At 32.7% G+C, this 15,658-nt stretch carries 15 protein-coding genes; 6 read left to right on the top strand and 9 right to left on the bottom strand.

From position 1 onward, the window contains the following. Window position 1 precedes the first annotated feature (1 nt). The 5 genes from L3X39_RS07705 to L3X39_RS07685 form a co-directional block, all read right to left on the bottom strand. Window positions 2-205, bottom strand: a complete 204-nt coding sequence (locus tag L3X39_RS07705) for a membrane or secreted protein (protein WP_237231195.1) — start codon at window positions 203-205, stop codon at window positions 2-4. Window positions 206-316: 111 nt separating this feature from the next. After that, window positions 317-1,108 carry an anti-sigma factor gene (locus L3X39_RS07700; RefSeq protein ID WP_237231194.1) on the bottom strand — a complete coding sequence of 264 codons (792 nt, stop codon included), beginning with the start codon at window positions 1,106-1,108 and terminating at the stop codon, window positions 317-319. Between the two features lie 12 nt (window positions 1,109-1,120). After that, window positions 1,121-1,651: an RNA polymerase sigma factor gene (locus L3X39_RS07695; protein ID WP_237231193.1), complete on the bottom strand. Its 531-nt coding sequence runs from the start codon at window positions 1,649-1,651 to the stop codon at window positions 1,121-1,123. A gap of 68 nt (window positions 1,652-1,719) precedes the next feature. Beyond that, complete coding sequence (gene murB, locus L3X39_RS07690; protein WP_237231192.1) at window positions 1,720-2,733, bottom strand: UDP-N-acetylmuramate dehydrogenase; 1,014 nt, start codon at window positions 2,731-2,733, stop codon at window positions 1,720-1,722. Further along, the gene (locus L3X39_RS07685) at window positions 2,733-3,923 is read right to left on the bottom strand and encodes a pyridoxal phosphate-dependent aminotransferase (RefSeq protein WP_237231191.1); all 1,191 of its coding nucleotides are present in this window, start codon (window positions 3,921-3,923) and stop codon (window positions 2,733-2,735) included. Before L3X39_RS07685 ends, murB begins: the two co-directional genes overlap by 1 nt. A 120-nt stretch (window positions 3,924-4,043) precedes the next feature. Between L3X39_RS07685 and L3X39_RS07680 the strand changes: the two genes are divergently transcribed. After that, complete coding sequence (locus L3X39_RS07680; RefSeq protein ID WP_237231190.1) at window positions 4,044-5,390, top strand: retropepsin-like aspartic protease; 1,347 nt, start codon at window positions 4,044-4,046, stop codon at window positions 5,388-5,390. Window positions 5,391-5,441: 51 nt separating this feature from the next. Here L3X39_RS07680 and L3X39_RS07675 read toward each other — a convergent pair whose 3' ends face one another. Then, window positions 5,442-5,858 carry a DUF1573 domain-containing protein gene (locus L3X39_RS07675; protein ID WP_237231189.1) on the bottom strand — a complete coding sequence of 139 codons (417 nt, stop codon included), beginning with the start codon at window positions 5,856-5,858 and terminating at the stop codon, window positions 5,442-5,444. 296 nt (window positions 5,859-6,154) lie between these two features. On the opposite strand from L3X39_RS07675, the gene L3X39_RS07670 reads away from it, so the two are divergent. After that, window positions 6,155-8,791, top strand: coding sequence for a valine--tRNA ligase (locus tag L3X39_RS07670; RefSeq protein WP_237231188.1), 2,637 nt, complete (start codon window positions 6,155-6,157; stop codon window positions 8,789-8,791). 191 nt (window positions 8,792-8,982) lie between these two features. Here the strand turns inward: L3X39_RS07670 and L3X39_RS07665 are convergent, their stop codons facing one another. Continuing rightward, window positions 8,983-9,726 (bottom strand): SGNH/GDSL hydrolase family protein, encoded by a 744-nt coding sequence (locus L3X39_RS07665; protein WP_237231187.1) that lies wholly within the window; start codon window positions 9,724-9,726, stop codon window positions 8,983-8,985. A 166-nt stretch (window positions 9,727-9,892) separates the two neighbouring features. Between L3X39_RS07665 and dnaG the strand changes: the two genes are divergently transcribed. After that, window positions 9,893-11,851 (top strand): DNA primase, encoded by a 1,959-nt coding sequence (gene dnaG / locus L3X39_RS07660; RefSeq protein WP_237231186.1) that lies wholly within the window; start codon window positions 9,893-9,895, stop codon window positions 11,849-11,851. On the opposite strand, the gene L3X39_RS07655 is transcribed toward dnaG, so the two are convergent. Then, on the bottom strand, window positions 11,846-12,478 hold the full coding sequence (locus L3X39_RS07655) for a response regulator (protein WP_237231185.1): 633 nt from the start codon (window positions 12,476-12,478) through the stop codon (window positions 11,846-11,848). The two genes, dnaG and L3X39_RS07655, sit on opposite strands and share 6 nt — an antisense overlap. A 103-nt stretch (window positions 12,479-12,581) precedes the next feature. Next, complete coding sequence (nadE, locus tag L3X39_RS07650; protein ID WP_237231184.1) at window positions 12,582-13,370, bottom strand: NAD(+) synthase; 789 nt, start codon at window positions 13,368-13,370, stop codon at window positions 12,582-12,584. Between the two features lie 92 nt (window positions 13,371-13,462). Between nadE and gldB the strand changes: the two genes are divergently transcribed. The 3 genes from gldB (at window position 13,463) to yaaA (ending at window position 15,658) form a co-directional block, all read left to right on the top strand. Continuing rightward, window positions 13,463-14,425 (top strand): gliding motility lipoprotein GldB, encoded by a 963-nt coding sequence (gldB, locus tag L3X39_RS07645; protein WP_237231316.1) that lies wholly within the window; start codon window positions 13,463-13,465, stop codon window positions 14,423-14,425. Beyond that, window positions 14,425-14,763 (top strand): gliding motility protein GldC, encoded by a 339-nt coding sequence (gldC, locus tag L3X39_RS07640; protein WP_237231183.1) that lies wholly within the window; start codon window positions 14,425-14,427, stop codon window positions 14,761-14,763. The genes gldB and gldC overlap by 1 nt, the downstream gene beginning before the upstream one ends. 136 nt (window positions 14,764-14,899) lie before the next feature. Next, window positions 14,900-15,658: a peroxide stress protein YaaA gene (gene yaaA / locus L3X39_RS07635; RefSeq protein WP_237231182.1), complete on the top strand. Its 759-nt coding sequence runs from the start codon at window positions 14,900-14,902 to the stop codon at window positions 15,656-15,658.

The raw sequence follows: 15,658 nt of genomic DNA, 5'->3' as shown, positions 1-15,658 counted from the left end.
ATTATGAATGTTGAGGTTCGTTACATTCACTAAATTGATCGGGTGTTTTGCCACAAAACCCACAGGCATCACCATCTTTATTAAGCATTGGATTCTGACTTGCACATGTACCTGCAAATTTACCATCCTTTTTTGCCCAAATTTTTATAGCTATTCCTGCAATTCCTAAGCCTAGTAAAATGATGGTTATTAAAAGAAGTTTCATGAGAGTTTATTTTTTACAAAGGTAATAATTTTAGCAGTTTTAAAAATACGTATAACTAAAAAAGCCTCATTTTATATTTATAATGAGGCTTTTTATTTTGTGCTATTAATCTTATTGTAAACTAATTTGCGCTACGGAATTCTTAACCGAAGCAACAGTATTGCCTCCTTTAGGCTCAATAGTAATGCTTAAAGCAAGTGCATCTTCCATGTATGGAATATTTCTTAGCTTTCTATCAGCTTCACTTAGAATACCTAAACTCACCATTTTACCTTGTAACTCTGCCCAAATTTGGTAGCATTGTTCTTCTGGTAATTTTGGTAAAGAGACCACATCAATCATTGATGTTTTTTCTTTTGGGTTGATGTATGCTACAGTTTTTAAATCCTTAGCTCTTTCGTTCCCTGTGATAATGTATTTTTCAGTCTCAGGATTATTAAGCTTTAAAAGCTGACGCATGACATTATCAAGCATTTGATTATTTTTTGCAATATCACCGCGTAAATCAAATATTTCATCAACAACTACCTGATTTTCCTCCGATAACTTTTGGTTTTGATTGTAAAAAATATATGAAGTTCCTGCAAAAAGTAAAGCGGCAACACTTGCTGCTACACTAAACTTATACCATTTTTTATATTTTCTCTGAGCATTAAGCTTAATTACCGGCGTTTCTTCATCAAGTTCATCTAAAATATTATTTAAGATGCTTTTAGGGGCTTCAACAGCATTACTTTTTGCAACCACTTCAAGGTTGTATTGTAATGTGTTATATGTATTCTGTACTTCTGGATATTTTGAAATGTAAGACTCCACCATTTCTGTTTCAGCAGAAGTAGTTTCACCTAATAGATATTTTTCTAATAGGCCAGAATTTAGAAAAGTAGTTATTTTCGCATTCATGACTTTTTTTAGTTAAGGATCGTAAATTTTCTTTAATTCACGTAATCCAATTTTTAATCTCGATTTTATTGTTCCTAATGGAATATCTAGTTCATCACTAGCTTCCTGCTGTGTCATACCCTCAAAAAAGAGCGCATTTAACACAATTTGATATTTTTCATCTAAACTACTTAGATGTTTTTTTATATCTAACACGTCTTGATTTAACTCATTCGATGTTATTTTATATACGGATGAAGTCTCAATTTGGACTTCGTTACCATTTCTATTTTTTTGTGATCTAACTTTATCAATAGCTGTATTGTAGGCAATTCGATATAACCATGTAAAAAGTTTTGCTTTACTTGCGTCGTATTTTTTTGAGTAGCGCCAAATTTTTACAAAACTTTCTTGAAGAACATCTTGTGCTGTATCGTCATCCTTTATTATTTTTTTCACTACACCGTACAAAGTATCCGCATAGTTTTCATATAATAAACTAATAGCTTTTTTATCGCCTTTCTGCAATAACGACACTATTTCCTTTTCTATCGATGAAATCAAGTTAAGTTGGTTTAGTTTAATAGGTTAATACCATTTGTTAATATCAAAGTTAGAAATTTCTTTTTAGATTATAATATGTTTACTTCGGCTTCTATTGAAATGTCAAAAAGGCGTTTGATAGTTTTTTGAATTAATTTTGACAGTTTTAAAATATCTGAACCTTTGGCACCACCATAATTAACGAGTACTAGTGCTTGTTTTTTATGCACACCATAATTACCAAAACATTTCCCTTTAAACCCTGCATGCTCTATTAACCAGCCCGCGGGAACTTTAACTTCAGTATCGTTTACAGGATAACTTGGGATGTTTTCAAAATTCTCTAATAACTTTTTATAATGCTTTTTTGAAATAACAGGATTTTTAAAGAAACTACCGCTGTTACCAATATCTTTTGGGTTTGGTAATTTGCTTTCTCTAATAGTTATTACAGCTTTTGAAATATCTTGAATGGTTGGGTTTTTTATTTGCATCGCATCAAGCTCAGATGCAATAGTACCGTAGTTAATGTTTAATTTATGGCTGTGTTTTGTAAGTTTAAAAACAACACTTGTAATTATAAATTTCCCTTTTGCTTGTTGTTTAAAAATGGAATTTCTATAGTCAAAATCGCATTCAGCCTTATTAAATGTTTGTAGCTCTTTGTTTTCTAATGAAATTACCTCACAAGATTCAAAAACATCTTTAAGTTCAACTCCATAAGCTCCAATATTTTGAATAGGAGCAGTGCCTACATTACCTGGGATTAGTGATAAGTTTTCAACACCACCAAAATTATTGCTAATGCACCAAAGTACAAATTGATGCCAGTTTTCACCTGCATTAGCTTTGACATAAACAAAATCTTCATCTTCACTAATAATTTCAATGCCCTTTAAATCAATATGAACAACTAATCCATCAAAATTCTTGGTTAATAATATATTGCTACCACCACCTAAAATAAGTCTCCTACTGTATTCTTTTAGTGACAAAACATGCTTTAAGTCGTTAATGTTTGTTGTCGAAACAAAATGTTTCGCTATAACATCAATACCAAATGTATTATAAGGCTTTAAAGATATGTTTTGAAGAATTTGCACTAGTCTTTATAAACTTTTAGAGCTTCTTTAAGAATGTTTACCGCTTTTATTAAGCTTTCTTTTTTAAGTACGTAAGCAATTCTAACTTGGTTTAAACCAACACCAGGTGTAGAGTAAAAACCGCCTGCAGGAGCTACCATGATAGTTTCTCCATCAACATCAAAATGTTCAAGAAGCCATTGTGCAAAATCATCAGAATTTTTTACTGGTAATTCAGCAATACAATAAAACGCTCCTTTTGGTTTTGCAACCTTAACACCATCTATTTTTTGCAATTCGGTAATCAATGTATTTCGTCTATCAACATATTCTTTAATAACATTATCAAAATAACGTTGTGGTGTTGCAAGAGCTGCCTCACTTGCTATTTGAGCTAGGGTAGGAGGACTTAAACGCGCCTGGGCAAACTTTAATGCGGTTTGTATAACGCTTTTATTCTTAGAGACTAAACATCCTATTCTAGCACCACACATACTATAACGTTTCGATACCGAATCAATCATAATAGCATGGTCTTCCAAACCTAGTTCTTGCATAACAGAGTAATGCGTGTCTCCATCATAAACAAATTCTCTATAAACTTCGTCCGCAATTAAAAACAAATCATGTTTTTTTACAATTGCAGCCAGCTTTTTAATCTCTTCTTTGGAATATAAATAGCCCGTTGGGTTTCCGGGATTACAAATTAAAATAGCTTTGGTTTTTGGGGTAATTAGTTTTTCAAATTCTTCAATTGGAGGTAAAGCAAAATTATCTTCAATTTTTGAAATTACGGGCACTACTTTTACCCCAGAAGCTGTTGAAAATCCATTATAATTGGCATAAAAAGGCTCTGGAATAATAATTTCATCATCAACATCCATAACACTTCCAAATGCAAAAAGAAGGGCTTCACTACCACCAGTAGTTACAATAATGTCGTCGTGATTAACTTTAATGTCGTTTTTTAGGTAATAATCAGCAATTTTTCTTCTATAATCTTCAGAACCTTCAGACCTGGTATATGCTAAAATTTCTAACGAGTGAATTTTTACAGCATCTAAAGCTACTTGAGGTGTCTTTATGTCTGGTTGCCCAATATTTAAGTAATAAATAGTTTTACCTTCTTTGGCAGCTTGTTCAGCAAAAGGAGCTAGTTTGCGTATTGGAGATTGAGGCATTAATTGCCCTTTTTTAGATATTGACGGCATTTTTATATAGTTAAAGAGCAAAGTTGAGAAAATTATCTTAAAGTTTTTTTAAAAAACAGCTTTAAATAGATTTTCTAGTTTAAAGATTTGTAAATTGATGTAACAAACTAAAGTCTCTTTATGGATAGGCGTTTAATATTGATTGTTTTTATTTTCTTTTTGAATAACCTTGTTTTTTCTCAAAGTAAGTTTACCATTCAAAATAAGAGACAAACCGACAAAATTTCATTCAAATTAATAAACAATTTAATTGTGCTGCCTGTTGAAATTAACGGCGTTAGCTTATCATTTTTATTGGATAGTGGCGTAAGCAAACCTATAATTTTCAATTTTTTAAATATCACAGATTCTTTAAATATTAAAGAGACAGAAACAATTTTTTTAAGAGGATTGGGAGAAGGAGAAACGGTAAAGGCCTTAAAATCAAGAAATAACATCATAAAAATTGGAGATGCTATAAAATTAAATCAAGATATATATGCAGTTTATGATGATAATTTAAATTTTGCTCCTAGGTTAGGCGTACCAATATATGGTATTATTGGGTATGATTTATTAAAAGATCTCATAGTTGAAGTAAATTATTCAAACAGATTTATAAGATTATCAAATCCTGAGAAATATACATATAAGGAATGTAGGAAATGCGAAAGATTAAATTTAGAATTTTATAATAATAAACCTTATGTAAACTCCGAGGTAAAAATTAATGACAAAAAAATTCCTGTCAAATTGTTGATAGATTCTGGAGGAAGTGATGCTTTGTGGTTGTTTGAAGATGACTCTTTAGGAATAAAATCTAGTGATAAATATTTTAATGATTTTCTAGGTCACGGATTAAGCGGAAGCGTTTATGGTAAAAGAACAAAGGTAGATGCGTTTTATTTAAAAGGCTTTGAGTTACGCAACGCTAATGTGGCCTATCCAGACTCAAGTTCCATTTCTTTTGCTAGAAATTTTAAAGGGAGAAACGGTAGTTTAGCTGGTAATATTTTAAAACGATTTAATGTGATTTTTGATTACAGAAGAGCTTTAATAACGTTAAAACGAAATTCACATTTTAATGATGATTTTAATTATAATAGAAGTGGAATAGAATTGGCACATGATGGTGTTAGGCTAGTGAGAGAAATTGAAAATAGAGTTTTAAATAGTAGCCCCACAAACGGAGGTATAGAGAATAGCGAAGCCGTGAATAGTAATAAAATTGTTATCAATACACAGTATCAGTTTTCCCTTAAACCTGCATACGCAATTGTAGAGTTAAGAGAAGGTTCTCCCGCTCATGAAGCAGGTTTGATGGTAGGCGATGTTATTCTAAATATAAATAGTAAGGCTTCTTATAACTATTCGTTGCAGCAAATTGTTCAAATGTTTTATGATGAAGCTGGGAGGAAAATACGTTTAAGAGTAGATAGGAAAGGGGAGACCTTAAGTTACACTTTTAACTTGAGAGACCCTTTTTAAAACAAAAACCCAAGCACTTGCTTGGGTTTTTGTTTTAGGGTTTAATATATTTTATTGCTGTACAATACTTTTATCCTTCTTTTCAAGTAAACTTACTTTACTTGGATCAATTACTTCACCTTTAATTTTCAAAGCAACCGTTGGAGTTTCGGCATTAGAAATAACCGTAATTGTTTTTCTAATAGGCATAACTCTATTAGTATCATATTTTACTTCAATTTGACCAGTTTTACCAGGTAAAATAGGCTCTTCTGGCTTTTTTGGGATAGTACATCCGCAACTAGAAGATACTTTAGATATGATAAGAGGCTCATTACCGGTGTTTGTAAATTCAAAAACTCTCACACCATTCGAACCTTTTTCAATAGTTCCATAGTCAATTGTATCAGTTTTAAACTCTATTTTTGCTTGTGCATTTACAGAAAAACTGATTAGTCCGATAAATAAAATAGTAATTAATTGTTTCATGATTTTATTTTTTTATTCTTCATTTTAAGCATTCTGTATATTTATTTAATTTGGGCGAATACTTATAGTTTTAATCTTATTATCAAGTCAAACATAGTTACTTTTTCTATAAACTACAAAAATAATAGACGTATTACAGGTTTATTAACATATTTAACTTAGTTAAAAGTACGTACTACATTCTCTAATTCTATGTATAGTCTGATAAATTTGAGGATAATCATTTTCAACAGGCTTTCACAGAAAAAGAAATATAAGTACTTTTGCAAATCATTATTCAAAAACTATTCCAAAGCATGCAAATTCCATCAAAATATGATGCAAGTCAGGTAGAAAGTAAGTGGTATGACTACTGGATGAAACATAACTATTTTCATTCAACACCAGATGAAAGAGAGCCTTACACTATTGTAATCCCACCACCAAATGTTACGGGTGTGTTGCACATGGGTCATATGCTTAATAACACCATTCAGGATGTGTTAATTCGTCGTGCACGATTATTAGGTAAAAATGCATGCTGGGTACCAGGAACAGACCATGCTTCTATTGCTACTGAGGCTAAAGTAGTTGCAAAATTAAAAGAGCAAGGTATTGATAAGAACGACTTATCGCGCGATGAGTTTTTAAAACATGCTTGGGATTGGACGCATGAATATGGTGGTGTTATACTTCAGCAACTTAAAAAACTAGGTTGTTCTTGCGATTGGAATAGAACCAAATTCACGATGGATGATGATATGAGTGAAGCGGTTATTAAAGTTTTTGTTGATTTATATAAAAAAGGACAAATTTACAGAGGGTATCGCATGGTGAATTGGGACCCCGAGGCTAAAACCACTTTGTCTGATGAAGAAGTAATTTATGAAGAACGCCAAGGGAATCTTTATTATTTAGAATATAAAATTGAAGGTTCAAAAGATACGTTAACTATTGCAACCACACGCCCTGAAACTATTTTTGGAGATACAGCCATATGTATTAACCCAAACGATGAACGTTTTACACATTTACGAGGAAAAAAGGCTATTGTACCGATTTGTGATCGTGTTATCCCAATAATTGAAGATGAATATGTAGATATGGAGTTTGGTACAGGTTGTTTAAAAGTAACGCCTGCACATGATGAAAATGATAAAAACCTTGGCGATAAACATAATTTAGAGGTTGTCGATATATTTAATGAAGATGCATCTTTAAATAGTTTTGGGTTGCATTATCAGGGAAAAGACCGATTTGAAGCTCGTAAAGCCATTGTAGAAGAATTAAAAGACAAAGGTATTTTAGTTAAAACTGAAAGCCATTTAAATAAAGTAGGAACATCTGAAAGAACTAAAGCGGTTATTGAACCTCGATTAAGTGATCAATGGTTTTTAAAAATGGACGATTTAGTAAAACCTGCCATCAAGTCAGTTTTAGGAGATAATCCAGACATAAATTTATTTCCTAAAAAGTTTGAAAACACCTATCGCCATTGGATGGAAAATATCCGCGATTGGAATATTTCACGTCAGCTTATGTGGGGTCAGCAAATACCGGCCTATTATTACGGTGATGGAAAAGAGGATTTTGTAGTTGCTGAAACTATTGATGAAGCCTTAAAACTAGTACAAGAAAAAACGTCAAATACCAAGCTTCAAATTTCAGACTTAAAACAAGATAACGATGTGCTTGATACCTGGTTCTCTTCATGGTTATGGCCTATAAGTGTGTTTGACGGTATTCGAAACCCTGAAAATGAGGATATAAATTACTATTACCCAACCAATGATTTAGTTACTGGACCCGATATTCTTTTCTTTTGGGTAGCGCGTATGATTGTTGCTGGCTATGAGTATAAAAATGAAAAACCATTCAACAATGTGTATCTAACCGGACTGGTACGTGATAAGCAACGTCGTAAAATGAGTAAATCGTTAGGAAATTCTCCTGATGCTTTAAAACTTATTGACGATTACAGTGCCGATGGTGTTCGTGTTGGTTTATTGTTGAGTTCTGCTGCAGGAAACGATTTAATGTTCGATGAAGCACTTTGCCAACAAGGAAAAGGGTTTGGAAATAAAATTTGGAATGCGTATCGTTTAATTGACGGTTGGGACATTGATGAAACTATTGAGCAACCAGCATCGAGTAAAATTGCTTTGGAATGGTACGAGTCTAAATTTCAAAAGGCACTAAAAGAGATTGAAGACCATTTTAGTAAATACCGTTTAAGTGATGGTTTAATGGCAACTTACAAGCTGATTATGGACGATTTTTCGTCTTGGTTGTTAGAAATAGTAAAACCAGCGTATCAAAAGCCGGTAGATGTTAAAACCTATAAGGCATTAATTGAAGCGTTTGAGAATAATTTAAAGATTTTACATCCGTTTATGCCGTTTTTAACGGAAGATATTTGGCATTATATTTCTGAAAGAACACCACAAGAAGCGTTAATCGTTTCAAAATGGCCAGAATCGAAGCCTATTAACAAAACGCTTATAAAGGAATTTGATTTTGCATCAGAGGTTATATCGGGGATTAGAAACATCAGAAAGCAAAAAAATATAGCGTTTAAAGATGCTATTGGTTTTTCTGTGATAAATAACGAAAATACCAGCAAAACCTTTGATAGCACCATTGCTAAATTAGGGAATTTAGAGGCAGTAACGTATGTTTCTGAGGCTATTGAAGGTGCCTTAACATTTAGGGTTAAATCTAACGAGTATTTTATTCCTATGGCAGGAAGTATTGATGTTGAAGCAGAAATAAATAAACTGACTGAAGAATTAAATTATACCGAGGGCTTTTTAAAATCGGTTCAGAAAAAATTATCAAACGAACGTTTTGTGGCTGGCGCACCAGAACAAGTAGTAGCTGCTGAAAAGAAAAAGGAAGCCGATGCTTTAGCTAAAATTGAAACCCTTAAAGCAAGTTTAGCGAGTTTAGAATAAGATTTTTTAAAAGTTTCGTTTAACGTGTTTGTATATGATTAGTGGCACGCCGTCTGCGTAAGCAGCGGGCGAGTTGGCGCGCTGGCCAAAAACGGAAAATGTCCGCTTGTACCGAAGATAGTTAATTGCAGGAATTTCCAGTTTGAAATTCCGACCGCAATTAATTATACACGTTGTTAGGCACTGTTTTTTTATAAACTTTGAACCACCTTTAGACAAAAGGTAATTTCTAAAGAATCTTCCCTAAAAATCATAACTTCCTTTCCATCGGAATCAGTTATAAAAAACCTGTCAGGTAGATTTTTAGGCAGTTCTTTTGAAAAAGTGTTCACAAAGGTACAAGCCGTTAAAAACGCTCCTAAATCTGTTGGATGACTACCATCTGGTAAAAACAATTGTATATCCGGTCTTAATGTTTTAGCCAATTTCCAAGCTTCTCCGACCATAACAAGTCCGCAATCACTTACTTTTGATGCTTGTTGAAACGTTTCTGTTATTGTTTCTTGATATTGTGGAATTTTTTGTGGAGCCCAAGTGACATATAAGTACGGTTTTGCACCAGACGCTTTGACTAGGTCAGATAGCTTTTTAGAATACATAAGAAATTCTTCCTTTTCCTTAACAGCTTCCTTACTTTGTCCTTGTAATACAACAATATCGTATTTTCCACTGCTTATTGCTTCTTTTGATTTAAGTCCTTTGTTGCCATTCCAATGGTCGCTCAATTTAGCTCCACCAGCAGTGCTTTTAGAGGTTATTAATTTGACTTTAGTACTGTCTGAAATCAGTGATACAAGATGAGGCATATTGGAATAGTATGTGTAGCTGTTTCCAACAAATAAAACACTCAGGGTATCTTTTTTAACTTGGGCTAAACATTCATCGCCTAATCCAAAAAAGAAAATAATAAAAATTAAGTACCTAATAAATTTCATATCTGTTTTAAATTGTGCCTAATGTTTTGATATGATGTCGTTTTAATGACTTATATCAGCAGTTAAACGAAGTTAGTTGAATTTTTTTACAAAATCAAGATTAAATATTCTTTAATTTCAAAAATCAATAGTTTATATTACATTTACAATCCACAAAAATTTTGCATTGATATCACCATCAACCATAGACCAAGTGTTTGAAACTGCTCGTGTAGAGGAGGTTATTGGCGATTTTGTTCAGCTAAAAAAAGCTGGAAGCAATTTTAAAGGATTAAGTCCTTTTAGCGACGAGCGTTCTCCTAGTTTTATGGTATCGCCTGTGAAGCAAATCTGGAAGGATTTTTCAAGTGGAAAGGGTGGTAATGTCGTGGCTTTTTTAATGGAGCATGAGCATTTTACCTATCCTGAAGCTATTAAATATCTAGCTAAAAAGTACAATATTGAAGTTGAAGAAACCGAGCAATCTAACGAGCAAAAGGAAAGAGCCAATGAGCGCGAAAGCCTGTATTTAGTGAGTGAGTTTGCTAATAAATATTTTCAGAATATACTTCATAAAACCGACCAAGGAAAGTCAATAGGACTCAGTTATTTTAAAGAGCGCGGGTTTACCATTGAAACCATAAAAAAATTCGATTTAGGATATTCGCTAAACGAATGGCAAGCTTTTACCGATGAAGCCTTAAAACAAGGGTACAACATCGATTATTTAGAAAAAACAGGGCTTACTATTATAAAAGACGACAAACGTTTTGATAGATTTAAAGGTCGTGTTATGTTTCCCATAAAAAGCATGAGTGGTCGGGTTTTAGGTTTTGGCGGACGCATACTAATCAACGATAAAAAAGCGGCTAAATATGTAAACTCGCCCGAAAGTGATATATACCACAAAAGTAAAGTGCTATATGGCATTTACCATGCAAAGCAAAGTATTGCCAAAGAAGATAATTGCTATTTGGTTGAAGGTTATACCGATGTAATTCAGTTTCATCAAACGGGTATAAAAAATGTAGTGTCTTCATCGGGTACTGCGTTAACTTCAGAGCAAATAAGGCTTATTAATAGGCTTACTAAAAACATAACTGTACTTTTTGATGGCGATGCCGCAGGTATGAGAGCATCGCTACGTGGAATTGATTTGATTTTGGAACAAGGAATGAACGTAAAAGTTTGCACTTTTCCAGAAGGCGAAGATCCTGATAGTTTTGCGAAACAAAACACGCTTGAAGAATTGTCATTGTACTTAGAAGGTAATGCTAAGGATTTTATTCAGTTTAAAGCGTCGGTTTTATTTGAAGAATCAAAAAACGACCCGATAAAAAAAGCGGAAACCGTTAGAGATATTGTAAATAGTATTTCGAAAATTCCCGATCGTATTAAAAAAGAAATCTACGTACAAGAGTGCGCTAGAATCATGGATATTAGCGAAGAGGTGTTGTTTAGTACCTTGGCTCAAATAAATAAAAAGGAGTTTCAAGAAGAAAACAAGCAGTATCAAAAAGAGCAAAAAGCTTTTGAAGTTATAAAACACCAGCAACCCGTTAAAAAGGTCGATATTCAATATGTTTTAGAACGAAAAATTATTGAGGTTTTACTACTATATGGAAACAGAACCGAAGATTTTGAAGATTTAGTTTTAAAAGAAAACGATAAAGGTGAGCTTATTTTAGAACCTGTAATTCATAAAGCAAAAGTTTTTGAAAAAGTGTTTTTAGATTTACAAGATGATGAAATGGAGTTTACAAATTCGCAGTTTAAAACCTTGTATTACACCATAATTGATAAGCTAAATCAAAATCCAGATTTTGAACTCAAAAACTTTGTGAATGTTGTAGATACTGAAATTGCTAATGAGATTACAACTATTTTAATGGAAGACGAGCGTTATGCCTTAGATAATTGGAATCGGATGAATATTTTTCCAAAGGAAAAAACACATAGCGTTGCACAATTAGTGAGCGAAACCATTTTAAGCTTACGTGTGTTTTTAATAGATCAAAAAGTAAAGGAATTTCAAGGAGAAACCATTCAAAATAAAAAAGACACGAATAGAAATATACTCGAAGAAGTAAAAGACTATTCGGGTCTTAAAATGTTGTTGTCTAGAAAACTAAATAGAGTTTTATAGCTGTTGGCTAAGTTTAGCTTGGTTAACTAAATCAACTAAATTAGTAACTTTAAGTTTTCGCATTAAACGCGCTTTGTAAGTACTAACTGTTTTTTCGTTGATGTCTAACTCTTTCGAGATTTCTTTATTCTTTTTACCAACAGTTAAAAGCTTTAAAACTTCGGCTTCTCTAGTTGAGAGCTTTTTGTAAAAAGTTCCAGTTTTATTGCTAACTCTATTTCCGAAAGCTAACTGTTGTGTTAAATCGTTACTTAAATAAATGCCACCATCATGTACTTTTAAAATGGCTTCATTAATTGTAATAACATTTACAGATTTGTTTAAATAACCCGAAGCTCCAGCTTTAATGGCATTAAGGGCGTAAACCTCTTCAGGTTGTGCGCTAAAAATAATGGTTTTAATGTCTGGAAAGTCATTTTTTAAATACCTCAATACGGTTAATCCGTTAAGGTTTGGAAAATCTGTTTCCATTAAAATAATGTCAACAGGGTTTTTCTTAATAAATTCTAAGATGGCATTGCCATCATCAACACTTCCAACAATTTTTATATCAGAGGAAGCGGAAAACAGGACTTCTAGTCCCTTTCTTGTGATTGGGTGGTTGTCTGCTATTAATAATTTTATCATAATTGAAAGCTTTTTTAAACAATTATTAAAAGAAATAATTGAGTTGAGAGAATAAGCTGTACGTAAAAGTAATAATTTTTTACTTAATTACAATAATTATTGGTTACATAAAGGATTTAGGGATTTCGCAAATAGGAATAGGAATCATTTTGTGTTTATTTGCTGTGTTAAAGCGTTTATAGATTTTAAAAACTTCTTGCTGTCTTCCTGAAAAATCACTCATTGTTTTGCCTTCGTCATCCATTTTCATAGCCCATTCAAGTTCTGGGTAAGAAGCCCCAATTTGATCTTCATCACTTCGCGCATCGCCAAATAAACCATCACTAGGCGCTGCTTTCATAATAGACTCTGGTACTTTTAAAAATTCACCTAATTTATAAACTTCCGATTTCAATAAATCGGCAATAGGGCTTAAATCTACGCCACCATCGCCATATTTTGTATAAAAACCAACTCCAAAGTCTTCAACTTTATTACCTGTACCAGCGACTAATAATTTATATAAGCCAGCATAGTAGTAAAGGGTTGTCATTCGTAAACGCGCTCGTGTATTTGCTAGTGCCATATCAACCGTTGCTTGGTCTCTATCAGAAGAGACTTCTTTTTTAAAGGATTCAAAAACAGGAGTTAAATCGGCTCTGGTCTGACTTACGTTTTCAAAGCGTTTCATTAATTGATTTATATGTGTTTGAGCCCGAGTTACATGACTTTCAGCCTGATGAATAGGCATTTCAATACACAAAAGTGGTAATCCCGTTTTGGCACAAAGTGTTGATGTTACTGCCGAATCTATACCTCCTGAAACTCCAATTACAAAACCTTTTACACCTGCTTTCGTAGCATAGTCTTTTAGCCAATTAACAATATAATCTACAACTTTTTCTGTCTGCATTTTTTATAAATTTAAATCTAAGAATAGTACCTTTGCTAACAAAAATAAACCATACGCTCAATTAATAAAAATTTATGCTGTTTAAGTTTTATATGCGCCCTAAATTAAGTTTCATTCTAATTTTGATTTTCGTTTTTTCATGTAAGCAAGAAAATCAAGTGAATGATGAAATTGCTAAAATAAATACGGATATTGAGGTAGAACGCTTTGATACCCTATTTTCAAAAGTTGATGCAGAAAGTTTACCAGAATTAAAGCAAGCTTACCCGTTTATGTTTTCTGAAAAATATAAAGATTCATTTTGGTTAGCTAAAAAGAATGATACCTTACAAATTCAGTTATTTAAGGAAGTTGATAAAGCTTTTGCTAATTTTAATGAAATTGAAATGGAGATTGAATCTTTATTCAATCATTTAAAATATTATTTTCCAGAGTTTCATCCTCCAAGAATTATTACAACCACAAATGATGTTGATTACAGAAACAAGGTAATTGTAACGGACACTATTTCTGTAATTGCTTTAGATACCTATTTAGGTAGTGAGCATGAGTTTTATGGTGGGATTCCTAAATACATCAGAGCGCATTTTAATAAAGAACAACTTGTGGTTGATTTAGCTGAAGCTTATGCAGAAAAATATACCTATCATCCAGCACGTAAAACATTGCTTGATGAAATGATTTATTTTGGGAAACTACTTTATTTTAAAGATGTTGTGATACCATTTAAAACAGAGGCAGAACGCATAGGTTATAACCAAGATCAACTGGATTGGGCAATAGCGAATGAATCTTACATTTGGCGCTATTTTGTGGATCGCGAATTACTGTTTAGCACCGACTCAAAATTACCAGGTAGATTTATTGTTGATGCGCCTTTTACTAAGTTTTATTTAGAAGACATAGATGCTAATTCACCAGGGCGATTAGGACAATATATTGGTTGGCAAATAGTACGCGCGTACATGCAACAAAACGACATAACATTAAGAGATATGTTAACAAAAAGTACCGAAGATATTTTCAATAACTCAAAGTTTAAACCACGCAAATAATGGCAAATACAATCACTTCGAAAATAGAGCTTAATGTTGAATTGGACGAAAATAGAGTGCCAGAAAAACTGTTTTGGACAGCACAAGATGGCGGAATAACCAATGAGGAAGCCAAAGCAATGATGCTTGCTGTGTGGGACTCTCAAACACAGGAAACACTTCGGATAGATTTATGGACAAAGGAAATGCCTGTTGATGAGATGAAAGTCTTTTTCCACCAAACATTAGTGGCGATGAGCGATACGTTTTACCGAGCCACTCAAGATGAAAAAATGAGCGCTACCATGAAAGATTTTTGCGATTATTTTGCCGAAAAATTGGAGCTTAAAAAACAGTAGAATTCTTTTTATTCATTAGTATAAAGCGAGAATTAAGAATATAGATTCGGTTTATAAGACTATTACAAATATTTGTAGTTAAAGGTTTTTAACGTAGATTAGTAATTGTAAATTTGAATTGCAAAAAAGAAAACAAATGAAACTCGTTTTATCACCAGCAAAGTCTTTAGATTTTGAAACACCTTTACCAGTAAAACAACATACCGAAGCTCAGTTTTTATCTCAATCGGAGCGTTTAAATAAGTTGCTTAAAAAGAAATCTGCTAGAAGTTTATCGAAACTTATGAGTATTTCTGATGCTTTAGGTCAATTAAATTACGAACGTAATCAATCGTGGCAATTACCTTTTACAACTGATAATTCCAGACCAGCTATTTATGCGTTTAGTGGCGATGTTTATAGAGGTTTTGATGCCTACACCATTCCAAAAGATAAAATTGAGAAATTACAAAGTACGGTTCGTATTTTATCAGGTTTGTATGGTTTACTTAAACCAACCGATTTAATTCAGCCCTATCGTTTAGAAATGGGTACTAAAATGGCAGTTGGGGTTAAAAAAAACCTTTACGAGTTCTGGAAAAAAGATATTACAACAGCCTTGAATGAAGAACTTGAAGATGACGAGTTGTTCTTAAACCTTGCTAGTAACGAATATTTTAAAGCTATCGATACAAAAGCTTTAAAAGTACCCGTAGTGAATGTTACGTTTAAAGATTTAAAAAACGGCGAGTATAAAACCATTATGACTTTTGCTAAACTTGCACGAGGCTATATGGCACGATATATTATCGATACGAATGCTGATTCTATTGATGATATTAAAGGATTTAATTACGAAGGTTACAACTTTAGCGAACCCATGTCAACGGAGACCGACTTGGTTTTTATAAGATAG

This window comes from Flaviramulus multivorans (assembly GCF_021728415.1).
GTDB classification, from domain to species: domain Bacteria; phylum Bacteroidota; class Bacteroidia; order Flavobacteriales; family Flavobacteriaceae; genus Sabulilitoribacter; species Sabulilitoribacter multivorans.
The sequence above is the reverse complement of the archived record's forward strand: the minus strand, read 5'-3'. Positions and strand labels throughout refer to the sequence as shown.